Source organism: Agarivorans sp. TSD2052 (assembly GCF_023238625.1).
Lineage (GTDB): Bacteria > Pseudomonadota > Gammaproteobacteria > Enterobacterales > Celerinatantimonadaceae > Agarivorans.
This window is the reverse complement of the sequence record NZ_CP096670.1, coordinates 2,095,968-2,118,524: the sequence shown is the minus strand read 5'-3', so window position 1 is coordinate 2,118,524 and position 22,557 is coordinate 2,095,968. Positions and strand designations below refer to the sequence as shown.

Annotated in this window: 19 protein-coding genes and 7 tRNA genes; 14 read left to right on the top strand and 12 right to left on the bottom strand. The window is 42.7% G+C overall.

The window, feature by feature from the left end; genetic code table 11:
- Positions 1–61: 61 nt before the first annotated feature.
- The 7 genes from M0C34_RS09580 to M0C34_RS09550 all read left to right on the top strand — a co-directional run bounded on the left by M0C34_RS09580 (position 62) and on the right by M0C34_RS09550 (position 1,116).
- Positions 62–138 (top strand) — tRNA-Met (locus M0C34_RS09580).
- Positions 139–224: 86 nt separating this feature from the next.
- Positions 225–301 (top strand) — tRNA-Met (locus M0C34_RS09575).
- 86 nt (positions 302–387) lie between these two features.
- Positions 388–464 (top strand) — tRNA-Met (locus tag M0C34_RS09570).
- Between the two features lie 86 nt (positions 465–550).
- Positions 551–627, top strand: a tRNA-Met gene (locus M0C34_RS09565).
- Positions 628–713: 86 nt separating this feature from the next.
- Positions 714–790 (top strand) — tRNA-Met (locus M0C34_RS09560).
- Between the two features lie 86 nt (positions 791–876).
- Positions 877–953 (top strand) — tRNA-Met (locus M0C34_RS09555).
- Between the two features lie 86 nt (positions 954–1,039).
- Positions 1,040–1,116: transfer RNA gene (locus tag M0C34_RS09550), tRNA-Met, on the top strand.
- 79 nt (positions 1,117–1,195) lie between these two features.
- Here M0C34_RS09550 and M0C34_RS09545 read toward each other — a convergent pair.
- Positions 1,196–1,900 carry an SDR family oxidoreductase gene (locus M0C34_RS09545; RefSeq protein WP_248715395.1) on the bottom strand — a complete coding sequence of 235 codons (705 nt, stop codon included), beginning with the start codon at positions 1,898–1,900 and terminating at the stop codon, positions 1,196–1,198.
- Between the two features lie 124 nt (positions 1,901–2,024).
- Here M0C34_RS09545 and M0C34_RS09540 point away from each other — a divergent pair, with 124 nt between their 5' ends.
- Positions 2,025–2,444: a helix-turn-helix domain-containing protein gene (locus tag M0C34_RS09540; RefSeq protein WP_248715394.1), complete on the top strand. Its 420-nt coding sequence runs from the start codon at positions 2,025–2,027 to the stop codon at positions 2,442–2,444.
- A 51-nt stretch (positions 2,445–2,495) separates the two neighbouring features.
- On the opposite strand, the gene M0C34_RS09535 is transcribed toward M0C34_RS09540, so the two are convergent.
- The 9 genes from M0C34_RS09535 to seqA all read right to left on the bottom strand — a co-directional run bounded on the left by M0C34_RS09535 (position 2,496) and on the right by seqA (position 17,954).
- Positions 2,496–5,567, bottom strand: coding sequence for an efflux RND transporter permease subunit (locus tag M0C34_RS09535; RefSeq protein WP_248715393.1), 3,072 nt, complete (start codon positions 5,565–5,567; stop codon positions 2,496–2,498).
- A complete protein-coding gene (locus M0C34_RS09530) occupies positions 5,564–6,646 on the bottom strand; it encodes an efflux RND transporter periplasmic adaptor subunit (protein WP_248715392.1) in 1,083 nt (360 codons plus the stop codon). Before M0C34_RS09530 ends, M0C34_RS09535 begins: the two co-directional genes overlap by 4 nt.
- Before the next feature lies 1 nt (position 6,647).
- Positions 6,648–7,712, bottom strand: coding sequence for an efflux RND transporter periplasmic adaptor subunit (locus tag M0C34_RS09525; protein WP_248715391.1), 1,065 nt, complete (start codon positions 7,710–7,712; stop codon positions 6,648–6,650).
- Between the two features lie 191 nt (positions 7,713–7,903).
- Positions 7,904–8,299 carry a hotdog fold thioesterase gene (locus tag M0C34_RS09520; RefSeq protein WP_248715390.1) on the bottom strand — a complete coding sequence of 132 codons (396 nt, stop codon included), beginning with the start codon at positions 8,297–8,299 and terminating at the stop codon, positions 7,904–7,906.
- A gap of 17 nt (positions 8,300–8,316) precedes the next feature.
- Entirely contained in the window at positions 8,317–11,367 is a 3,051-nt protein-coding gene (gene ydiJ / locus M0C34_RS09515) for a D-2-hydroxyglutarate dehydrogenase YdiJ (protein ID WP_248715389.1), read from the bottom strand.
- A 209-nt stretch (positions 11,368–11,576) separates the two neighbouring features.
- A complete protein-coding gene (astE, locus tag M0C34_RS09510) occupies positions 11,577–12,626 on the bottom strand; it encodes a succinylglutamate desuccinylase (protein ID WP_248715388.1) in 1,050 nt (349 codons plus the stop codon).
- A 109-nt stretch (positions 12,627–12,735) separates the two neighbouring features.
- Complete coding sequence (locus tag M0C34_RS09505; protein ID WP_248715387.1) at positions 12,736–15,210, bottom strand: glycogen/starch/alpha-glucan phosphorylase; 2,475 nt, start codon at positions 15,208–15,210, stop codon at positions 12,736–12,738.
- Positions 15,211–15,706: 496 nt separating this feature from the next.
- A complete protein-coding gene (pgm, locus tag M0C34_RS09500; protein ID WP_248715386.1) occupies positions 15,707–17,356 on the bottom strand; it encodes a phosphoglucomutase (alpha-D-glucose-1,6-bisphosphate-dependent) in 1,650 nt (549 codons plus the stop codon).
- A 43-nt stretch (positions 17,357–17,399) separates the two neighbouring features.
- A complete protein-coding gene (seqA, locus tag M0C34_RS09495; RefSeq protein ID WP_248715385.1) occupies positions 17,400–17,954 on the bottom strand; it encodes a replication initiation negative regulator SeqA in 555 nt (184 codons plus the stop codon).
- Positions 17,955–18,086: 132 nt separating this feature from the next.
- Here seqA and M0C34_RS09490 point away from each other — a divergent pair, with 132 nt between their 5' ends.
- The 5 genes from M0C34_RS09490 (at position 18,087) to M0C34_RS09470 (ending at position 20,721) form a co-directional block, all read left to right on the top strand.
- Positions 18,087–18,911: an alpha/beta fold hydrolase gene (locus M0C34_RS09490; RefSeq protein WP_248715384.1), complete on the top strand. Its 825-nt coding sequence runs from the start codon at positions 18,087–18,089 to the stop codon at positions 18,909–18,911.
- Positions 18,912–18,967: 56 nt separating this feature from the next.
- Positions 18,968–19,189, top strand: coding sequence for a DUF2788 domain-containing protein (locus M0C34_RS09485; protein WP_248715383.1), 222 nt, complete (start codon positions 18,968–18,970; stop codon positions 19,187–19,189).
- Positions 19,190–19,207: 18 nt separating this feature from the next.
- Positions 19,208–19,495: a LexA regulated protein gene (gene ybfE / locus M0C34_RS09480; RefSeq protein ID WP_248715382.1), complete on the top strand. Its 288-nt coding sequence runs from the start codon at positions 19,208–19,210 to the stop codon at positions 19,493–19,495.
- Between the two features lie 21 nt (positions 19,496–19,516).
- Entirely contained in the window at positions 19,517–20,044 is a 528-nt protein-coding gene (fldA, locus tag M0C34_RS09475; protein ID WP_248715381.1) for a flavodoxin FldA, read from the top strand.
- An 86-nt stretch (positions 20,045–20,130) separates the two neighbouring features.
- Complete coding sequence (locus M0C34_RS09470; RefSeq protein WP_248715380.1) at positions 20,131–20,721, top strand: lytic transglycosylase domain-containing protein; 591 nt, start codon at positions 20,131–20,133, stop codon at positions 20,719–20,721.
- Between the two features lies 1 nt (position 20,722).
- On the opposite strand, the gene M0C34_RS09465 is transcribed toward M0C34_RS09470, so the two are convergent.
- Positions 20,723–21,211 carry a DUF4442 domain-containing protein gene (locus M0C34_RS09465; RefSeq protein WP_248715379.1) on the bottom strand — a complete coding sequence of 163 codons (489 nt, stop codon included), beginning with the start codon at positions 21,209–21,211 and terminating at the stop codon, positions 20,723–20,725.
- Between the two features lie 149 nt (positions 21,212–21,360).
- Between M0C34_RS09465 and fur the strand changes: the two genes are divergently transcribed.
- Positions 21,361–21,792, top strand: a complete 432-nt coding sequence (gene fur / locus M0C34_RS09460; protein ID WP_248715378.1) for a ferric iron uptake transcriptional regulator — start codon at positions 21,361–21,363, stop codon at positions 21,790–21,792.
- A 34-nt stretch (positions 21,793–21,826) separates the two neighbouring features.
- On the opposite strand, the gene M0C34_RS09455 is transcribed toward fur, so the two are convergent.
- Positions 21,827–22,438 carry a flavin prenyltransferase UbiX gene (locus tag M0C34_RS09455; protein WP_248715377.1) on the bottom strand — a complete coding sequence of 204 codons (612 nt, stop codon included), beginning with the start codon at positions 22,436–22,438 and terminating at the stop codon, positions 21,827–21,829.
- Positions 22,439–22,557 lie beyond the last annotated feature (119 nt).

Below are 22,557 nucleotides of genomic sequence, written 5' to 3'. Positions count from 1 at the left end.
AGCAAATAATCTCTTGTAATATTGGTGTTCTCTGCGTACTATCCGCTCCGCATTAAACGGACGCGGGATGGAGCAGTCTGGTAGCTCGTCGGGCTCATAACCCGAAGGTCGTTGGTTCAAATCCGGCTCCCGCAACCAATTCTTACTTTGGTATGAATTGCCTAGCTCGAATAACTAGGCCGAACAACTATTCAAATCACTTAACTGATTCAGTTAAGACCGGACGCGGGATGGAGCAGTCTGGTAGCTCGTCGGGCTCATAACCCGAAGGTCGTTGGTTCAAATCCGGCTCCCGCAACCAATTCTTACTTCGGTACGAATTTCCTAGCTCGAATAACTAGGCCGAATAACTATTCAAATCACTTAACTGATTCAGTTAAGACCGGACGCGGGATGGAGCAGTCTGGTAGCTCGTCGGGCTCATAACCCGAAGGTCGTTGGTTCAAATCCGGCTCCCGCAACCAATTCTTACTTCGGTATGAATTGCCTAGCTCGAATAACTAGGCCAAATAACTATTCAAATCACTTAGCTAAATCAGCTAAGACCGGACGCGGGATGGAGCAGTCTGGTAGCTCGTCGGGCTCATAACCCGAAGGTCGTTGGTTCAAATCCGGCTCCCGCAACCAATTCTTACTTCGGTATGAATTACCTAGCTCGAATAACTAGGCCAAATAACTATTCAAATCACTTAGCTAAATCAGCTAAGACCGGACGCGGGATGGAGCAGTCTGGTAGCTCGTCGGGCTCATAACCCGAAGGTCGTTGGTTCAAATCCGGCTCCCGCAACCAATTCTTACTTTAGTACGAATTACCTAGCTCGAATAACTAGGCCAAACAACTATTCAAATCACTTAGCTAAATCAGCTAAGACCGGACGCGGGATGGAGCAGTCTGGTAGCTCGTCGGGCTCATAACCCGAAGGTCGTTGGTTCAAATCCGGCTCCCGCAACCAATTCTTACTTTAGTATGAATTACCTAGCGCGAATAACTAGGCCAAACAACTATTCAATTCACTTAGCTAAATCAGCTAAGACCGGACGCGGGATGGAGCAGTCTGGTAGCTCGTCGGGCTCATAACCCGAAGGTCGTTGGTTCAAATCCGGCTCCCGCAACCAACTCTTAGTTTTTCTATACCTTCTTTCAGTTTATTATTCAAAACAGCCACCTTTTGCAGCTGCTTTTCATTGATAATCTCTAAAATCCATACAAACCGATATTTTCTAGCTGCACACGTTTAGGCTGTCTAAGCACAAACAACGCTGATTCAGCAAGATCTTCAACCTGCAACCAACCTGGTTTTATTTCACTTTCGCTCGTCGGCGCTGGTACTTGAACCAAGCCAGGACACAAACTATGTACCTTGATACCGTATTCTCTTACTTCTTCTTGTAGAGCTGCAGCTAAACCCAGTACCGCAAACTTTGCCGCGCAATATGGACCTGCATTGGCGTAACCATTTTTTGCTGCTTGCGATGCAATGTTTAGAATATGACCGCTTTTTTGCTCTCGCATAGGGGGTAATACAGCCTGGCTAGTTAAGAAGGTGCCTTTTGTGCACGTGTCTACCACCAAATCCCAATCATCTTCACTGCAGTTTTCAATGGTATCGCCAACACCCAAGCCACTATTGTTAACAAGTATGTCTATTTTTCCAAAGCGGCTTAAGGCGAAGTTTTTAAGATCGTGTACTTGTTGCTTACTGCGTATATCAGCAGCAAAAGGGAGTACCTTCGCTCCTGTCTGTTTACTTAGGCATTCCGCTGATTGTTTTAGCTTGGCAAAATCTCTTGAGCTAATCACTACACCTACGCCCTGCTCTGCCAAAGCTCTTGCTATTGCCAATCCAATACCACTTCCACCGCCGGTGACAATCGCGACTTTTCCACTCAAGTTTTCCATTTATTGCTCCTTATGGGTAAATTTACAGCTGGTATTTTGCTCCTTATAATCCTAGAATCAACACTATAAGGCTAATTACCTCGAACTATAGTACTACTATTCGAGTTTCAACCAATGAGTCACAATGAGTCAGTTTTCCGAAAGATTACAAGAGTTGATGGGTGAGCAAAGTGTCAGTGGTTTTGCCCGTAAAGTAGAGCTTAATGAAAGCCTAATTAGAAAATATTTAAAGGGTTCCGAACCTAGTTTATCTAAGGCAAACCAGATAGCACAGAAGGCTAACTGCTCGTTAGAATGGTTAGCGACTGGAGAAGGTTACCAATACCGAAAAGCTGAAGTTGTAGACATGGAAGCCCTTGAAAAAGCAGTCGAGCTCACTTTAGCTGCAGCCGAACAACATGACTTAAGTGTTGAGAACGAGAAAGTTATGAAGGTGATTGTCGCGACTTACCAGTATTTAAGAACTACCCGCAAAAAAGACGGATATTTTGATCTACAAGAAGCAAGACCTTTTGTTCGATATGTCATGGGGTTATGCGGCTAATAAAAAGGCCGAGTTTATACTCGGCCTTTGTTACTGACTATTATCCAATGCCTAGAACTGCTTGTAATCTCGATAGCTTATTTTAAAGAAAATCACGTACAACACAGGAACAATCAACAAGGTTAGTACCGTAGCGACACCTAAACCAAACATTACCACTGCAGCCATTGACTCAAAGAATACATCTGAAATTAGCGGCGCAACGCCAAGAATAGTAGTAACAGCAGCCATACAAACAGGGCGTACTCGGCTAACCGCAGAATCGAATACCGCTTGATACGTCTCTTTACCCGATGCAATGTCAGAATTTATTTGGTCTAGTAACACGATACCGTTTTTAAGTAGCATACCCGATAAACTGAGCATACCTAGTAAGGCCATAAAGCCAAACGGCTTACCTAAAAACAGTAAACCTGACGTGATACCTATCATAGCCAACGGTACGCAACACCATATAACCAAGGGTTTCTTTACCGAATTAAACAAGAACACCGTGATCATAAACATGATCAAATAGCCCATTGGCAACGAAGCAAATAGCGCTTCTTGTGCGTCCCCTGATGACTCATATTCCCCGCCCCACTGCAACTCGTAGCCTGACGGTAATTCTAAAGCATCAATTTGAGGTTTGATCTTTGCAAACAATTCAGCCGGCAATATATCATATTCAAAATCGGCATCTGCGAATACTGTTAAGGTTCGCTTCTTGTCGCGACGTTGAATAATGGGATCTTCAAATCTTACATTAAAGCCATTCACTACTTGTTGAATCGGAATGTAAGTTTTTAAACTTGGGCTCCAAATTCGTAACCCTTCTAGGGAGTCGATATCGATACGCTCGGCTTCCGGTAAACGGCCGACAATAGGCAGCAAAGTGGTGCCTTCGCGATACAAACCAAAACTTGTGCCGGCAAAAGCAAACTCAAATGTTTGGTCTATATCCGCCTTATTTATACCTAAACGCCTAGCTTGGGTTTCATTAAACTTTGGTTCGATGTATTTAACTCTATCACGCCAATCATGGCGCACGTTTACTGTTCCAGGAGTGTTATCAAATATAGCTTTGATATCACCAGCTATCGAGCGCAATACATCTGGATTAGAGCCTGAAATACGGGCTTCGATCTTGGCGTCAGTAGATGGACCAATTTCAAGGTTTTTAAATTTGAACTGTGCTTGAGGAAATTGCTGTTCGACCTGCTTACGCAGTGAGGACATCGCTGCCGCTGCAGTTTCAGCATCACTGGTTCTAACTGCAATTTGTGCATAAGAGCCATAACTCTTCTCCGGAGCATAAGTTAGCATAAAGCGCTGAAAACCTTTACCCACCGACGATGAAACAAATTCAACGGCATCTATCTGTCGGGCCATGTTTTCTATGCTAGATACTGACTGATGAGTCTCACGTATATCAGTACCTTCTGGCATCCATACGTCAACTAGAAATATCGGGGTTGATGAAGGTGGGAAGAAAGATTGCTTCACATAGCCAAAGCCGAACACAGACACTACAAACAAACTAACCACTACGATAAGGGTTGGCCATTTAAAACGTAAGCAGAAGTCTAACAGCGCTTTATAGGCATTAAAAAAGGCACCTTTATACGGGTCGTTATCATCTCCTTCGGTTTGCGCATCTCCTTCTTTGCCAAAAAACAACTGCGCAAAGAACGGCGTAATTGTGATAGCCGTAATCCAAGATAGAAACAGTGAAAACAACAGAACCCAAAATAACGAACCGGCAAATTCGCCGGTGGAATCAGGTGACAAGCCAATCGGAGCAAAAGCGGTAATGGCGATAATAGTCGCCGCTAATAAAGGCCACATCGTTTGGCCAACAATTTCTTGGGCCGCATCAAGGGTACTTAAGCCCTTTTTTCGTCCCATTAAAATCCCTTCTACGACGACAATGGCGTTATCGACTAGCATCCCGAGAGCAATAATGAGCGCCCCAAGTGATATGCGTTGCAGTTCAATCTCGGCTTGTTTCATCAGTATGAATGTACCTAAACATGTTAGGAACAAAATCAGACCGATCAAAATGCCACTTTTCAAGCCCATGAACACCAATAACACCACGATGACAATCACCACCGCTAAGATTAAATTCCAAACAAATGAGCTGACCGACTTATCAACTTCTTGCGGCTGGTTATACATAGACTCAATGGTCATACCCGCGGGTCTTGCGTGATCAATGTCGTTTAGTTTGGTTTCAATATTTTTACCTATTTCCACCACATTGACACCGCTGGTAAACGACACACCAATATTTATCGCTTGCTGCTGATTAAAACTTACCAAGTTGCTTGGGATCTCCTGATAACCTCGGCTTACTGTGGCGACGTCTTTGAGGTAAATCAGCTTATCACCGGTTGTGCCAGGAATAATCAGGTCACCGAGCTCCTCAACTGATTTAAAGATACCTGTGGGTCTAATAGTCAACTGATCGCCGGCTATCTTTATATTACCAGCTGATGTCACCATGTTTTGAGAGTTAAGCAAACTAGTAATAAGCGCTGGGTCAAGATTAAAGGTGGCGAGCTTTTGAATCGAAATTTCTATAAAAACTTGTTCAGTCTGTGCACCTGCTAAAGTTACCTTACCCACACCAGGTACTAATTCGATTTCACGTTTAACGTAATCTACATAATCTTGTAGATCTCTATAATCGTAGTTTTCCCCAGACACCATATACATGATGCCGTAAACATCCCCAAAGTCATCATTAACTAATGGTGTAGACACACCTGGCGGCAATTGAGAGGTCATATCACCGACTTTACGGCGTAGTTCATCCCAAATCTGCGGCAACTCGTCAGGACCGTAAGTGTTTTTCATGGTCACGGTAATTTGCGACATGCCGGGGGTACTAAGTGAGACTATATAGTCTACATAAGGCAGTGCTTGTATCGCTTTTTCAATAGGGTAAGTGACTTCTTCTTCAACTTCTGTAGAAGTGGCACCGGGGTACATGGTAACCACTACTGCATCTTTAATCGTAAAAGGGGGATCTTCCAATTGCCCTAAACCACTAAATGACAAGACCCCTCCTATCAATAAAATTAGGGTGAACATCCAACTTATGATTGAGTTTTTTACAAAATAGCCTGCGATGTTCATTGCTTATCCTTCTTTAAAACCACTTTTTGACCGTCAACCAGTCGATTACCGCCAAGTGACACAATAACGTCACCATTTTGAAGACCCTGATTAATTTCTACCATGTTGCCGGTAAGGGTTCCTAGCGCCACTTCTTGTTGCTCTACGGTGTGATCTTCTTTATAACGCCAAACGATGGGTCGTTGATTACCTATCGAAGACCCATCAGGCATAACCACCGAAGCAATAGGAACTAAAAAGTCTCGGTCATAGGTATAGGTCAAATCTGATAGGTCGATTGAGACTTTAGCCGGCATTCCTTCTAACACCCCAAACTCTTTATCAAAAGGCACTAAGAACGTAGCAATATAACTACGAGTACTTGGGTTTTTCTCTAGATTCAGTTCGTAAGGCACGGCTTTAAATACTTTGTCAGGAAAAGCTTCATAGACAACTTCAACCTCTAAGCTTCTAATTCTATCTGCTCCTAATTTAGCGACAGCGAGAATCATGTCGGGTAGTTGCACGTCAATTTCTACGTAATCCACTTTATGCATGCTCAATACCGCTAAACCAGGTTGAACATTGACAAAAGGATCGGCAAACACGTCTCCAATAATGCCATCAAAGGGGGCTCTCAGTTCGGTATAGTCAAACATTAACAAAGCATTCTTATACTCTGCAGAAGCGACTAAATACTCTGCACGCATTTTGTCATATTCGCTTTGTGATAATAGCGCTTTGTCGAGTAACGCTTTGGCACGTTTAAACTGCTGCTCAGTGAGGGTTAAACGGGCTTTTCGGTCATCGACTACAATTTGGTAATCGCGTTTATCAAGCGACGCTAGCAGCTCTCCCTTTTTAACTTTTTGGCCCTTATTGATGTTTATTGATTTAATTTCGCCTTCAACACGAAAAGAAAGTTCAGCTAAATCATGTGCTCGGGTAATACCATTAAAGTCTCTTTCTACCGCATTGGTGGTGTCGGGTAAGCTGTATACCTCGACTGTTTGAATGGGTAAATCAATATCTTGTTCACCACCACAGGCAGTTAACAGAGTGGCAAATGCGCAGCTAGCTATTATAAGTTTATTTTGCATGTTAAAGCCCTCTCTCTTTAATCCACTGCACGGCGGCTTGGCCGTCGCTAAGTTCTTGAGCCCCAGCTTGCACTAACCAATCACCATCATTTAGCCCACCAGTAACAATTCCCTTTTCTAGAGTAATCGCCTTTTTGTTTACAATGTTTTTTTCAGGATCCCAAATGAACACGAAGTTCTGTCCGGATTCTTCAACGAGCCCGCCAGCCGGCACTAGCAATTTATTTCCGCTAACTGCACTAGAGGATTCTATTTGCACTAAAGTAGCCATTCCCGGAAATATGTTAAGTTCTTCAGGTATTGGCATAGTTAAAACAATGGTGTAACTAGCAGTAGATGGATCTGCGACGGTACTCAATTCTTTAAGCGCAGCGGTGTACCATTGCTCTCTACCCTGAAACTGTACCGCCAAATTAGGCGCTAACTGTCCATTTCTTCGAGCATCTTGAAAGATACCAATTAAGCGTTCAGGCAATTGAAAGTTTACATCAATGGTTGATTCTGTTTGTAGGCTAAGCACTTGTTGTTTTTCGTACACAAATTCAAATTGCTCGGCATATTTACTGGCGATAAGCCCATCGTAAGGCGCCAGCAAAGTAGTATACGTTAAGTTGACTTCGGCTTTATCTAACGCGGCCTTGCTGATTGCATACTCGCTTTTTGATTTATCATAATCGCTACGAGAAATAACACCTTTATCAACTAACTGTTTCGAGCGGTCAAATAACACTTTGGCTAATTGATAATTTGCTTTGGCTACTTCATGCTCTTGGTTGTACATTGCTGGGTCCAAATTTGCCAGCGTTTGCCCTGCTTTTACAAATTGTCCGGGTTTCACTAAGATTTCGTCTAAGCGCCCCGCTACTTGAAAAGACAGAATAGCGGTATCAGAAGCAAATGTTTCACCGGGTAGGGTTCTTATGCGAGTCCCTTTACCAATCTCCACTTGTTCTACTTTAACCGGTCGTGGAAAGTTATTGACGGACTCTACGGAGTCGTTGTTACAAGCGAGCAGCAACAGGCTACTGGCAAAAACAGCTAGACCGCGATATGCACGAAATGTCATAGGGATCCCTAAGTTGATTGCAGAATACTTATTCAAAGTTAGTCGCTAAGTGCCTAATCTTCAAAATAATTGTGTGTATCTTAGACGCCGCATACAACAAAAGTTCAATAAATCGGAAAATATTGAATTGTTAGGGAAAAAGTTAGCGCTGTAACGGGTACAACGCTGAGTAGACAGCCGGATGCCTTAAGTTACTTTGGCTTCACCATCACCGTTAATCGTGAACTACACACTAAATCATTGGCTTGATGAATATCGATTTGCCAAACTTGCATGGTTTTAGCGATTTTAATGGGTTTTGCAGTAGCCACCACTTCACCACTACGTACCGCTTTTAGATGATTAGCATTGACCTCTACGCCTACGACAAAAGCACTGCTACCGGCAACACAATAAGCCGCGCAACTGCCTAAGCTTTCAGCTAGCACTACACTAGCGCCCCCGTGCAACAAGCCCATTGGTTGCTTAACCCGATCTGTAACGGGCATAGTAGCGACTAAATAATTGTCGCCCACCTCGGTAAACTTAATATCCAGAAAAGCGAGCATATTGCCCTCGCCCATCTGGTTTAAGCTCGCCAAGTTCATTGGCAAATTCCAAATACTCAAGGCAGTAAGCTCAACAATATTTGTAGTGGATGTTTAGGCTTTGTCCCCTCTAGCCGTTTTACCTGGCTACGGCACGAGTAACCAGTCACCATGCAACGCTCTGGCGGTAAGCTGGCCATTTTCTGCTTCCAACTCAAGTCGTAGATAGCCTTAGACGTTTCATATTGTTTTGCGTCATGCCCGTAAGTTCCAGCCATACCACAACACCCCACGGCGACATCTTCGAGTTTAGCTCCAAAGCGGCTGAAAACATGTTGCCATTGTTTGAAGGCGTCTGCTTTTAAGGCTTTCTCAGTACAGTGACCAAATAAATACCAGGCCTCTGTATCACTCACTTGTTGTGATTCAACATGCTGAGGGGTGAGTGAATCTAGCCACTCTTGAACTACTTGTACTTCGAAGTCACCACGTTTATCACCTAAGGCATGGTTGTACTCGTCGCGGTAACACAGCACTAAGGCGGGCTCAACCCCAACCATTTTTATCCCTAGTTCTGCGACTTGATTTAAAAATGCGGCACTGGTTTGTGCAGACTTATTAAATTTACTCAGGAAGCCTTTAATGTGTTGTGGCTTGCCATTGGGCTTAAATGGCAACAGTACTGGTGTAATGCCCAATTTCTTCGCTAAATCAATGAAGTCTGCGACTAACTCAGCTTCGTAAAATGTTGTGAAAGGGTCTTGAACGATGAGTACCGTATTTTGTTTCTGTTCATCGCTTAAAGCTTGTAAGGCTTTATAGTCATATTTAGAGCTTAAACTTTCAGGTACTCGTTGCGCTAAAGTAGGAAAACTCAAAGCTGGTATATCGACCATGCCAATGGTTTTTGTCACTAAACCATTTACCCATTGTGGGGCCATTAAGGTATTAAATAGGCGTGGTGCTTTTGCCATTAGTGGAGCGTAACTTTCAACATAAGCAACAAAATAGTCTTTTAAGGGACGCAAATATCTGCCGTGGTAAATATTTAGAAAGCGCGAGCGAAAAGTCGGGACATCCACTTTAATCGGACATCCTGTAGTACATGCCTTACAGGCCAAACAGGTCTGCATCGCATCGTAAACTTCATGGCTGTAATCGTACTCGCCTTTAGACTTAGCAATACTATTACGTATTTTTAGTAAGAAGCTTTCAGGAGAAATAAAGCTTGAATTGATTTTTTGCTCTTGAGCTAAGGGGTCTATTTTAAGCGCCGCCAATTGCCTCAGCCATTCGCGCATTAAGCCTGCACGACCTTTAGGAGAATAGCGTCGATCACCGGTTGCTTTAAAAGAAGGGCACATCGGACTGCTAGTATCGTAGTTAAAACATAAGCCGTTACCGTTACATTCCATTGCATTTTTGTAGCTATCTCGCACTTCAATGGCAATTGCTCGGTCATACTCACCACGTTTTGTACCGTCTACAGAGACTAATAATTCTTTACTATGTAACGGGGTACATATTTTTCCCGGATTAATTTGATTGTGAGGATCAAATGCCGCTTTAATTTTCCTTAGCTCGGCGAATAACTCATCGCCAAAAAACGCTGGGCTATATTCAGAGCGGAAGCCCTTACCGTGTTCACCCCACATAAGGCCTTTATATTTTGCTGTGAGTGCAACCACTTGGTCTGATATCTCACGCATCAGTATTTCTTGTTCAGGGTCGCACAAGTCAAGTGCCGGTCTTACATGTAGTACACCAGAATCAACATGGCCAAACATCCCATACTGCAGTGCATTTGAATCGAGTAATTCCCGGAATTCTACTATGTAGTCGGCTAAGTTCTCAGGTGGTACACAAGTATCTTCAGCAAAGGCCACCGGTTTTGCACTACCTTCGGTATTACCCAAAAGGCCAACCGCTTTTTTGCGCATGTTGTAAATAGCGTTGATACTCGCTAGGTCATCACAATGCTGAAAGCCGATGACGCCTAACTGCAAAATATTGCTATCAGACAATGTGTTTAATAAAGACGAGACTTTTTCATTCTGGAGGACTTCATCATTTTCAGCGAACTCGACAATATTAATCCCCTGTAAATCATGCTCAGCAACATCGCTTATTAGATTGCTGACACTATCCCAAACAACATCTTTGCGGGCTAAGTTAAGTACTTTAGAATCGATAGTTTCTACTGAAAGAGCGCGAGCGTTAACCAAACTGGGTGCATGACGTAAAGCCGAATTAAATGAATCGTACTTTACCGTTACTAAGGTTCGAAACTTAGGGATCTCTGTGAGGTCCAGCTTAGCTTCGGTGATGAAGGCAAGCGAACCTTCTGAGCCACACAAAATGCGGGTTAAATCAATACTGTCTTTGTCTGGGTTATAGGCATTTTTCAGGTCATAACCTGTCAAAAATCGATTCAATTTTGGAAATTTCTGTTCCACTAAATCACGTTGATTTACACAGGCATGTTTAACTGCTGCATAGATACCCCCTAAGGAATGGCGCTGCTGATCTATTTGATCAAGAGCCAACTCACCGGTATCCAATTCTTCGCCACTCGCCAACACCGCTTTTAAGGACAACACATGATCACTGGTTTTACCATAAACCAATGAGCCTTGTCCGGAAGCATCGGTATTAATCATACCACCCAATGTTGCTCGGTTACTGGTTGATAGTTCAGGTGAGAAAAATAGCCCATGTTGTTTAAGAGCGGCATTTAGCTGGTCTTTAACAATGCCTGTTTCAACTCGAACCCAACGCTCTTCTACATTAAGCTCTAATACTCTGTGCATAAACTTTGACAGATCTACGACAATACCTTCAGTTAAAGATTGTCCATTAGTACCCGTGCCGCCGCCGCGAGGAGTCAATTTAATAGACTCAAATGCTGAAGCTGATGCTAATCTACAAAGCTGTTTGATATCAGCGCTGCTTTTAGGAAAAACGACAGCTTGTGGTAAATATTGATATACCGAATTGTCTGTAGCTACCGCTAGGCGACTAGCGTAAGTGGTACTAATTTCACCGGTGAAAGGAGATTGCTCAAGCTTATTTAGGTAATCAACATACAGTGATTCTAGAGAATTCTGAGGGTTTAACTTCGGGATCATAAATCCATTGTCCCACTCTAAGGTGTTAAAATTGGGACGATTATATCACGTGAAATCCTGCTGCTACATGATTTTAATGCTAACGAATGGTTGTACTAGAATTTGGTGTTTTGACAGTATTTAGCCTTGAACAACAAGGATGAAGTTAACATTAATCGCTAAAGGGCTGTGATTAATAGCACAGCCCTTGTTGTACTTGCCTAGAGAATTTAAACGAGTTGTTGACTGCTTACTGCGAGTTCAATTTCCTTAGCCGTCATTTTTTTCACTAATAGCACCGCACGTTGCCCCAAGGCTACCTTTTCATTTGGGAAAACAATTGCTTTAGGCCCATCTTTAACGTAAATCTCGTTACAGCCATCTTGCGCTAATCGATAATTACTGGGGTATTCGCTAAAGTTGGCCTGTTGCTGGCTAAAACTAAATGAAAAGTCGGGATCTGTTTTGTTAATAACATCGCTGACTTGATACAACTTGGCCTGTTCGGCCTTAAAGGCAAACTCATGTAAATCCTTTTCCGCCAGCAAGGTGTCGAAAACCCTGTTTAGCTCACTAAATTTTGCCAGATTATTTTCACCAAATGGCTGTACTTTGCCCAATTCAACTGTAAATGCCACTGCATTATGATTAAAGCTAGAATGGTAACTAAAGGTGGGAGCGGGTTCGTTTGAAAATAACACACAGTCAACGCCACAAGCTTGTAACAAAGCTAAACTCGTACGTTTCCAAGGTTGGCCGTGCGTAAACGGATAAATAGCAAACTTTTCATGTTGAGAAGCACGAATAGCAGTATGTAAATCAAGATGGAAGGCTGGTAGGCCAAGATAACGCTGATAAAACAACAGCAGTATCTGTTCTAGCTCTTGGGCTCTTGCCACTTCGTAACAAGCTGCATATTTTTTATGCTGGCCGATAAACAAACGATTGAGGTTTAGCCTTAGCTCTCGGCTTCCTTTTATCATGGCTGGAGGGTTGCCAAGAATAATGAGTAATGGCTGACACAATCTTACTTGTTGCTTAAGTATTTTTGTAACCCATTGATCGAGTAATTCTATCGGACCCGTTTCATTGCCATGAATACCCGCTGAAAGCACAACCGCCCTGCTCGCTTCCTTTAAGGGTTCGAATAACATCACCCCTGTCGCCAATAAACTGACCTGAATATCCGTGCCAAGGCTAAAACTAAATGGCTTAGCGTGTTCGGGTGCATTTAGGGTGAATTGCAGAAGACCCTGTTGGATTAGCGTTGCTTGTGACACATCTTGCCCTTCGATGTATAAATTTTAAGGACTAGTATGCTGGTTTTTAAGCAATAAAAAAAGGGAGACAGAGTCTCCCTTTTTATCGCGAACTAATCGTTAAAAACGCTTAGTTTGGCACTACTTTTTCAAGATGCCAGATGCGCTCTACGTAATCTTCAATTGAGCGGTCAGAGTTAAATTTACCTACTGATGCTGAGTTGATGATAGCCATCTTAGCCCACTTCTTCTGATCACGGTAAGTCGCGTCAACTGCTGCGTACTCAGTAGTGAAAGATTCGAAGTCCGCCAATACTAGGTAAGGGTCACCGCCTTCTAGCAAGCTGTGCTTGATTGAAGCTAGCTCACCAGGAGCACCAGGCGTGAAGAAGTCTGTTTCTAACCAATCTAGAACAGCTTTAAGCTCTGGGTTACCGTAGTAGTAATCCCATGGGTTGTAACCAGCAGCTTTAAGCGCTTTAACTTCGTCACAGTTTAGACCGAAGATGAAGATGTTGTCGTCGCCAACTTCTTCTGCGATTTCAACGTTCGCACCATCAAGAGTACCAAGAGTTAGGGCACCGTTTAGGGCAAACTTCATGTTACCAGTACCTGATGCTTCGTAACCTGCGGTAGAAATTTGCAGAGATACATCACCTGCTGGGAATAGTTTCTCAGCAAGCGTTACACGGTAGTTAGGCATGAAAACAACTTTTAGCTTGTCTTTAATGCGTGGATCGTTGTTAACTTTATCTGCAACCTTGTTGATCGCGTAGATAATGTCTTTAGCTAGCTTGTAACCAGGCGCAGCTTTAGAACCGAAGATAAATACTTGTGGGCCCATATCATAATCTGGGTTTTCTAGTAGACGACGGTAAAGTGCAAGGATATGTAGCAATGCAAGGTGCTGACGCTTGTACTCGTGTAGACGCTTAATAAGAACATTGAACATTGCATCAGGGCTTACTTTGATGCCACATAGCTCTTCAATTTTGTCAGCTAGTTCTACTTTCTTCTCGCGTTTAATCGCCATGAAGTTTTTCTGGAACTCAGCGTCATCTGCAAACTTAGCAGCGCCTTTTAGCTCGTCTAATTTACGCGGCCAGTCAGTACCAACAGTATTGTCGTACATCTTAGCTAGCTGTTCGTTACATGCAAGCAACCAACGGCGAGGAGTTACACCGTTTGTTACATTTACGAAGCGCTCAGGCCATAGTTCGTAAAACTCTGGGAAAAGATCTTCTTTAACCAACTCTGAGTGCATTGCTGCAACACCGTTAGTTTTGAAACAAGTCACAACACATAGGTACGCCATGCGAACCATGCGAGTTTCACCTTCTTCAATGATAGAAAGGTGACGTTTCATTTTATCGTTGCCAGGCCATTTAGCTTCAACTTGGTCTTCTAAGAAGCGACGGTTGATTTCGTAAATGATTTCTAGGTGACGAGGAAGTACTTTTTCGAACAAGTACACAGCCCATTTCTCTAATGCTTCTGGCAATAGAGTGTGGTTAGTGTAGGCGAAAGTTTCTGTACAGATTTTCCAAGCGTCGTCCCAAACTAGACCTTCTTCGTCGATAAGAATACGCATCAACTCAGGAATAGCGACAGTTGGGTGAGTATCGTTCAACTGGATTACAGCTTGCTTAGAGAACTGAGAGAAATCGCTGTGGTTACGTTTGTAACGACGAATGATGTCTTTTAGTGAACAAGCACAGAAGAAGTACTGTTGGATAAGGCGAAGTTCTTTACCCTGTTCGCTTTCGTCGTTCGGGTAAAGTACTTTAGATACTGCTTCAGCTTGTGATTTCTCAGCTTGAGAATCAACATAACCACCGGCGTTAAATACGTCCCAGTCAAAGAAGTCAGCCGCTTTAGATTCCCACAAACGTAATACGTTTACCGTTTTGGCTTCGTAGCCTACTACTGGGATATCCCATGGCACACCTTTAATTTGGCGACCCGCGTGCCAAACTTTACGCATTTTGCCATCTTCACCAAATACAGTTTCTACATAACCGTAAAGTGGTACTTCTTGAATTGATTCTGGACGGCAAATTTCCCAAGGGTTGCCGTATTCGCGCCAGCTATCAGGGCGTTCGATTTGACGGCCGCCTTGAATTTCTTGACGGAATAAACCGTGCTCGTAGTGGATACCGTAACCTACCGCAGGGTAGTTAAGAGTGGCTAAAGAATCGATGAAACAAGCAGCTAGACGACCTAGACCACCGTTACCAAGAGCCATATCTGGTTCTTCGTCACAGATGTCGTTAATGTCTTTACCTAAATCGGTAAGTGCATCACGAGCGGCATCAAAAACACCAACGTTGTGAAGGTTGTTTATAGTTAAACGACCCATCAAGAACTCTAAAGAAAAGTAATGTACAGCACGAGAATCGTTTTCTGCATTTGCTTTAGAGGTTTCAGTTAAACGATCAAACACTAATTCGTTTACTGCAGAACACGTTGCTTTCCACCAAGCTTGGTTGTTAGCACGTCCTTCATCAGTACCGTGAGTACTGCGCAAGTGTTTAATAATTGAATCTTTAAACTCAACTTTCGATAACGCTAGTGCGTTTTTTGCTTTTGCCTTTTTAGCGGCCATGTCAATTTCCTTTGTATCTAACCTTTGTGGTGACATCTTCAAACGTAGTATTTGTTGGTTAACCGATCAGCAAATACTACTAAAGATCGTATGTGCTCAAAAATCCGAGCTCATGTTACCGATGCGGAACGACATTATATACGTTCTACATCACATTTAGGTAAAAAAGCCTCTCTCAAGACTAAATTTTTATGCATTTTCATAAGAAAATACAATTTCACTCAAAGAACTGAAACGAAGTGTAAAGAAAACCCATCAAAAGCCCAGCCCTTGAAAATGCTTTCATGGAAAAACCGCCACCATTATTGATCACAATCAATTAAAACGGGGCTTTTACGCCATTCGATACAAAAACTGAACAACTACCAAATTAAAGTCAATTTGTAACAAAATTATTACAGAACTTGCAATTTAAAGCAGTTGGCATACGTTTTCAGGAGTTATCTATGCACAAAAAAAGGGTATTTATTCAATACCCTTAACTTGTCCGTTTAAATTATAGTCCAGCTTTTGCTAAAGCTGCAGAAACAATTGTTTGCGCTTCTTGTTCTATCTGAACTAAATGCTCTTCACCCTTAAAGCTTTCCATATAAATTTTATAAATCGCTTCAGTACCTGAAGGCCTAGCGGCAAACCAGCCGTTTTCAGTCACCACTTTTAAGCCACCAATTGCAGCGCCATTGCCTGGCGCAGAAGTGAGTTTAGCGATGATCTTTTCACCCGCTAAGCTTTCAGCTTCAACCATCGCAGGATCTAAGGCGCTTAATACCGCTTTTTGTTCAATCGTTGCCGGAGCATCGATACGTTTATAGCAAGGCTCTCCAAATTGACTAACAAAACCTTGATAATGTTGGCCTGGATCTTTTCCGGTTACGGCAATAATCTCAGCGGCTAATAGCGCCAAAATGATCCCATCTTTATCGGTACTCCAAACACCACCATCTTTTCGTAAAAAAGAGGCTCCGGCACTTTCTTCACCACCAAAGGCGATGCTACCGTCAAACAGACCATCGACAAACCACTTGAAGCCAACTGGAACTTCTTTAAGTTCACGGCCTAAGCTACCCGCTACTCTGTCGATCATTGAGCTAGATACTAAGGTTTTGCCAATTGCGGCCTCTGCTGGCCAGCCCTTACGGTGAGAATACAAATAGTTAATAGCAACCGCTAAGTAGTGGTTTGGATTGAGTAATCCACTACTGCGAGTCACGATACCATGACGATCATAATCGGGGTCATTAGCGACAGCGACATCGAACTTGTCTTTCAACGCAATCAAACTCGCCATGGCATAAGGTGATGAACAATCCATGCGGATCTTGCCATCTTTATCTAGCGTCATGAATGAAAAAGTCGGGTCAACACGATCGTTGACAACTTCAATGTCTAAGCCATAGGTTTCAGCAATCACTGGCCAGTATGCAATACCGCTTCCGCCTAGTGGGTCAACGCCAATTTTGACTTTAGCTTTAGCGATCGCGTCCATATCCAATACGTTAGCTAAATCATCTACGTAAGGTTTAATGTAATCAATAGCTACAATAGAAGGCAGTTTAATCGCTTGGTCGTAACTTAAACGTTTAACCTCTTTTAACCCATTAGCAAGAATTTCGTTGGCACGGTCTTGTACAACTTTGGTGACATCACTGTCAGCTGGACCACCGTTTGGCGGGTTGTATTTAAAGCCACCATCTTCAGGTGGATTATGAGAAGGAGTAATCACTACACCATCGGCTTGTTCTTTACCTAAGCGGTTGTAAGCCAAAATAGCATGGGAAATAACCGGTGTAGGGGTATATCCCAAACCTTCTTGATAGCGAACTTCAACGCCATTTGCTGCAAATACTTCTATCGCAGAACAAAAAGCAGGTTCTGATAAGGCGTGAGTATCTTTACCAATATAAAGAGGACCAGTGGTACCTTGTGCTAAACGATACTCTGCAATTGCCTGACTCACTGCCAAAATATGGTTTTCGTTGAATGCACGTTGGCTTGAACTGCCGCGGTGGCCTGAAGTACCAAATGCTACCTGTTGCTCACGTATGCTTACGTCAGGGCTTAATAAATAATAGTCCGCGACTAAACGAGGAATATTGGCAAGTTGCTCAGCCTGAGCTGGCTTTCCTGCTAGGGGATGAATAGCCATTTATAGCTTCTCCGATGCTTAAGTTAAAGTTAAATAAAATTTATTACACTGCTTCACAAAGACGGTCTATGTGCGACTGTTCTAGACCCATTTCACTGGCTACGTGTTGAAGAATGTAGCGCTTACGGGCGGTATTAGTATTAGTGATAACCCAGAAAGGTGTTTCTGGAATAGCCTGGGGTTTAGTTGTTTTTCCGGACGCAAGTAAAGCCTCTTTGCTTTGAGAGAAATACTCTCGTTTGCTGCCTTTAATGACACACGCTTTGATAAACCGCTGACTGTCGACATGATAAAGTTGCGATAAGATAACTAAAAAACGTTTGGTCGAGCTTGATTCAACCGCTATTTTATCAAAATCAAATTTATTCAATAAATTAGCAAAATCAGTAGGTACTGAAGTCATGGTCGACTCCAGTTTAACCGTTTCGTCTTCTTGTTCTTGCTGTTCTATAAGCGGAGGAACTAAAGGCTCATCGAGTGTTTGTATACCATCAACGTTGAGCAAGCGGCGCAAAATGTCCGATGCATTTTCACCTATATGCTTAGTTTGTCCAGCAATGTATAAATACAAGTCTTCTTCAATCTCTATCGTTTTCATCGTCACTTTTCGTATTGCGCCCTAACTAATATAACCAAATATTATACATAGCAACGTTGATAACTCACCAACAATCATGAACAAGCTCACTAAAAGCTGCTTTTTTGCACGTAATTATTGCTTATCAAGCTTGTGAAACAGATTGATGAAATGCAAACTAGCCAACACATTTCACTCGGAGACCGAGCATTGAATCTGCATTTCAAACAACATGGTAACGGTTACCCTGTTTTGTTAATTCACGGCCTTTTCGGCAGCTTATCCAATTTAGGCCTGCTGGCTAAACATTTAGAACAACTTGGCTATCGGGTCATTAGTATAGATGCGTTAAATCATGGCCTATCCCCCCGCTCTAACTCTATGTCTTACCGAACGCAGGCCGCCGCCGTCAAAGCCGTATGTGAAGAATTAGCTATAGATCAATGCGCCGTGGTCGGTCACTCTATGGGGGGGAAAATTGCCATGGCTTTAGCCCAGCAATACCCCGGTTTAATCAGCACCTTAGTGGTGGCAGACATAGCACCAGTCAGTTACCAGCACAACCATACAGCCGTGTTCTCGGGGTTGATGAGCTTTCAGCCGAGCACTATTAGCAGTCGGCTTGAAGCGGACAAATGTTTGGCAAAACACATTGTAGAACCCGGCGTTCGCCAATTTTTATTAAAGTCGTTAACTAAAGTCGACGGGCAATGGCGCTGGCTTTTTGACGTAGAAAAACTTTACGCCTGTTATTCAAGTATCATTGACTGGTCTGCAGGAGAGTCTTTTAGCAAGCCTTGTTTGTTCATAAAAGGTGAACTGTCAGATTATATTGTGGCAGATTACCAAACCCAAGTTGCCCAGCAATTTCCGAATGCCAGCTTAAAAGTCATCGCTGGCACAGGACATTGGCTACATGCTGAAAAACCGGCACTTTTCAATCGTTTGACTGAGCAGTTTTTAGCCGCCCATATTTAACAACTGTCGATGCTTTATGGTATAGTGCGCGACGAATTTTTCTCTCAAGGATAGTGATGTTCGCTAAGCATATTGATTTAATAGAAAGCCTTGCCCTTAATATCGGCTTTGTGGTTCTGTTTTTCTTTATCGGCATGGCTATTCAAGACGTACTAAAAAAAGGCAATGTCCCCGCTTTTGGCCGAGCTATCGTTTGGCTAGTACTATTTTTGGGATGTGCAGGCTTTATTGCAAAAGGTCTAATTCAATTGTCTTGGGAAGGCAATGGTTTAGGCTAAACGGTTGTTTCAGAATTAATGGCAAAACAAAATACAGATCGAACTACTATTGATCTATTCGCAAGTGAAAAAAGAGTTGGTAGACCTAGAACCAATCCTTTGGAGCGTAAAGATCAACTAAAAGCCAATAAACGAAATCAACTTAAACGAGATCGTGCGAATGGGCTTAAAAGAATCGAGTTAAAAGTTGAACAGCAGCTTTTCGAAACACTCAATCAGTTAGCAACAGCATCGGGCATCAGCCGAAGTGAGCTGATTGAAAAGATGTTACATGAACAAGTTACTCAATTTTCAACAAATCAATAGTTTGTAATACAGGTGAATTTTATGGCGAGCGTAGGAATATTTTTTGGTAGCGATACTGGCAACACAGAAGCCGTAGCCCAAATGATCCAGAAAGAACTGGGAAAAAAACTGGTAGAAGTGAAAGATATTGCCAAGTCATCAAAAGAAGATATTGATGAATTTTCATTGATATTGTTGGGTATTCCTACTTGGTATTACGGTGAAGCTCAATGTGATTGGGACGACTTTTTCCCAGATCTTGAGCAAATCGATTTCTCAGAAAAATTGGTAGCCATCTTTGGCTGTGGCGATCAAGAAGATTACGCTGAATACTTCTTAGATGCGATGGGTACGATAAATGACATAGTCGTTAATAAAGGCGCGACAGTGGTCGGTCACTGGCCAATCGAAGGTTACGACTTCGAAGAGTCAAAGGCCTTAGCTGACGATGCGCACTTCGTTGGTCTAGGTATAGATGAAGACCGACAGCCAGAGTTAACCCAAGAGCGAGTAAAAGATTGGTGTAAGCAAGTTTATGAAGAAATGTGTTTAGCTGAACTGGCTGACTAAAAAATTGGGCGTGAGCCCAATTTTTTTGTCTACTGCTAGCGAAGTTGGCCGCGTATATGCTTAACTTAGCTTAGAGGTTACAAATATTGCATAAGTTTATATTGCTAGTTCTGTTAAGCATTGCAGGCAACAGTTACGCCGACGTATGGTTCTATCAGGATCAACACGGCGTAATGCATTTTGCTCAAGAAAAAAAAGGCGCTAAATGGAGCCTTTTGATGCGGACACCAAAATCTCTAAACGAACCTAAAGCGTCAAAAAAATCACAACGTTTGCCTAGCGACCGTCCCTACCACCAAATGATCAATGACATCGCTAAACGCCACAAGCTCGACCCCGCTCTTATCCATGCAGTTATTGCCACGGAATCAAACTATAAAAAAAATGCTGTATCCAAAGCTGGCGCTATGGGTTTAATGCAACTAATGCCAGCGACAGCAGAGCGCTTTTCTGTCAGCGACCCATTTATTCCTGAACAAAACATCGAAGCAGGAAGTCGCTATTTGAGATGGCTATTAGATGAATTTGAATCCTTACAGCTAGCCTTAGCGGCCTACAACTCTGGCGAAAATACCGTTAAGCGATACGGGTTTCAAATCCCCCCCTACCCCGAAACACAAAACTACGTGATTAAAGTCATCGAACGCTACAAGCAAAACTTGTCACTTATCCAGTAAGTTAAGCGACATTGTCTAAAACGGGTCGGTACTGCCTTTTTAGGCGAATATATAATGTTCGCTCAACGACAGCGATCAGTTTTCCATGTTCATCAACTACTTCTACCGATACTTTTGGTTGATATTTACTTCCTTGGGCGGTTTGAGCTTTAACATTTTCTACGAACTGCTTGCTTAGGGTAAACCTGCCATACACCTTACCCCTACCGGGGCTAATAAACTTAATAGCCGCTTCGCTATCCCATACATGATACTGCTTACCTAAAATCGCCATTAGTTGCAGCGGGTAAATAGGATCGGTCATCGAAAATATCGCCCCACCAAATTGAGAGCGATTAGCGTTTTTGTTCCACCATCTAAATGCCAGCCTTACCTCACAATAATCAAAGTTAGGCGATAATTTGGTCATCTTAATACCCGCCCCCCAAAATGGAGGCCAGAGATTAAGTACCGTTTTAGTGACTCTTGCGTGCTTTAGATAGAAATCCATAATACCAACTGGTCCGATTTGTTAAATATAGGTTAATAAAAAATCGCTTAAGCTACAAGTTTTCTGTTGAGGCTTTGAGTTTGCAAGCTAAGTCCGTATACTATCGGGCAGTTATGGAATCAATAACAGCAAGGGATAAATAGTCACCTATGTCTGATAATAATCAAGCACTAAAGAAAGCGGGTTTGAAAGTAACCTTACCTAGAATGAAAATTCTAGAGCTACTACAGACCCCAAATAATCAACACATCAGTGCTGAAGATTTGTATAAGCTTCTCATAGAACAAGGTGAAGAAATTGGTTTAGCGACAGTCTATCGAGTTCTGAACCAATTTGACGATGCTGGCATTGTTACTCGACACCACTTTGAAGGTGGGAAGTCGGTATTTGAATTAAATAGTCAGCACCATCATGATCATTTGGTGTGTCTGGATTGCGGTAAGGTGATCGAATTTAATGATGAGACCATCGAGCAGAAACAAAAAGATATTGCTGCTCGAAACAACATAAAACTCACCAACCATAGCTTATACCTCTATGGCACCTGCGTTAAAGAACAGTGCCCTAACAAAGAAGATTAGCCACAAAACAGGTGGGTATAAATCCACCTGTCTTTTAGTTTGCCGCGTAGCCCCACCGATTGACCAAATCATTTTCGACTCCGATATGATCTAGAATCCTCGAGGTCACATGCGAGACCAATTCATCTATAGTCGTAGGCTTGTGGTAAAAGCCAGGGCACGCAGGGAGAATATCTACCCCTAGCTTGGCTAATTTCAACATGTTTTCTAAATGAATCGCTGAAAATGGCATTTCTCGAGGAACGAGCACTAAGTGCCCTTTCTCTTTTATAACCACATCTGCAGCCCGTTCAATTAAATTATCAGACAAGCCCATGGCTATAGATGCCAGAGTTCCCATGCTACATGGGCATATCACCATAAATTTGGGAGCCGCTGAGCCAGAAGCAACCGGAGAAAACCAATCGTTCTTTCCTGGCACCAAGATTTGTCCAGCTTGAGCATTAAAACGCTCCTTCAGAAATGGTTCAGCCTGACTCCCCCCTGGCCACTGCTCTCCTAACTCCGTGGCAATGACAACTTTTGCCGCGCTAGAAATTAATAAATGTATTTTATAATTGGCTTTAACTAATTGCTCCAATAAACACACCGCGTAAGGCGCACCTGAAGCTCCTGTTATTGCTAAAGTAATCTCTCTATTTTTCATTTTTTGTGCGTTATATTTTTGAACACGCTAATGAGAGGCGCGTATTTAGTGATGTAGCTAAATTGTAACGCTAATAAGTGAGGTAAGCGACTTGTTCTAGAAAAAGAATATTGTATATA

Excerpts from the sequence above, each read along its gene's own strand:
- M0C34_RS09485 (WP_248715383.1), top strand. The coding sequence starts at position 18,968 with ATGTTCGCTAAGCATATTGATTTAATAGAAAGCCTTGCCCTTAATATC.
- ybfE (WP_248715382.1), top strand. The coding sequence starts at position 19,208 with ATGGCAAAACAAAATACAGATCGAACTACTATTGATCTATTCGCAAGT.
- ydiJ (WP_248715389.1), bottom strand. The coding sequence starts at position 11,367 with ATGATCCCGAAGTTAAACCCTCAGAATTCTCTAGAATCACTGTATGTT.
- M0C34_RS09505 (WP_248715387.1), bottom strand. The coding sequence starts at position 15,210 with ATGGCCGCTAAAAAGGCAAAAGCAAAAAACGCACTAGCGTTATCGAAA.
- fldA (WP_248715381.1), top strand. The coding sequence starts at position 19,517 with ATGGCGAGCGTAGGAATATTTTTTGGTAGCGATACTGGCAACACAGAA.
- pgm (WP_248715386.1), bottom strand. The coding sequence starts at position 17,356 with ATGGCTATTCATCCCCTAGCAGGAAAGCCAGCTCAGGCTGAGCAACTT.
- M0C34_RS09530 (WP_248715392.1), bottom strand. The coding sequence starts at position 6,646 with ATGCAAAATAAACTTATAATAGCTAGCTGCGCATTTGCCACTCTGTTA.
- seqA (WP_248715385.1), bottom strand. The coding sequence starts at position 17,954 with ATGAAAACGATAGAGATTGAAGAAGACTTGTATTTATACATTGCTGGA.
- M0C34_RS09535 (WP_248715393.1), bottom strand. The coding sequence starts at position 5,567 with ATGAACATCGCAGGCTATTTTGTAAAAAACTCAATCATAAGTTGGATG.
- M0C34_RS09525 (WP_248715391.1), bottom strand. The coding sequence starts at position 7,712 with ATGACATTTCGTGCATATCGCGGTCTAGCTGTTTTTGCCAGTAGCCTG.
- M0C34_RS09455 (WP_248715377.1), bottom strand. The coding sequence starts at position 22,438 with ATGAAAAATAGAGAGATTACTTTAGCAATAACAGGAGCTTCAGGTGCG.
- M0C34_RS09545 (WP_248715395.1), bottom strand. The coding sequence starts at position 1,900 with ATGGAAAACTTGAGTGGAAAAGTCGCGATTGTCACCGGCGGTGGAAGT.
- M0C34_RS09520 (WP_248715390.1), bottom strand. The coding sequence starts at position 8,299 with ATGAACTTGGCGAGCTTAAACCAGATGGGCGAGGGCAATATGCTCGCT.
- M0C34_RS09540 (WP_248715394.1), top strand. The coding sequence starts at position 2,025 with ATGAGTCAGTTTTCCGAAAGATTACAAGAGTTGATGGGTGAGCAAAGT.
- fur (WP_248715378.1), top strand. The coding sequence starts at position 21,361 with ATGTCTGATAATAATCAAGCACTAAAGAAAGCGGGTTTGAAAGTAACC.
- M0C34_RS09465 (WP_248715379.1), bottom strand. The coding sequence starts at position 21,211 with ATGGATTTCTATCTAAAGCACGCAAGAGTCACTAAAACGGTACTTAAT.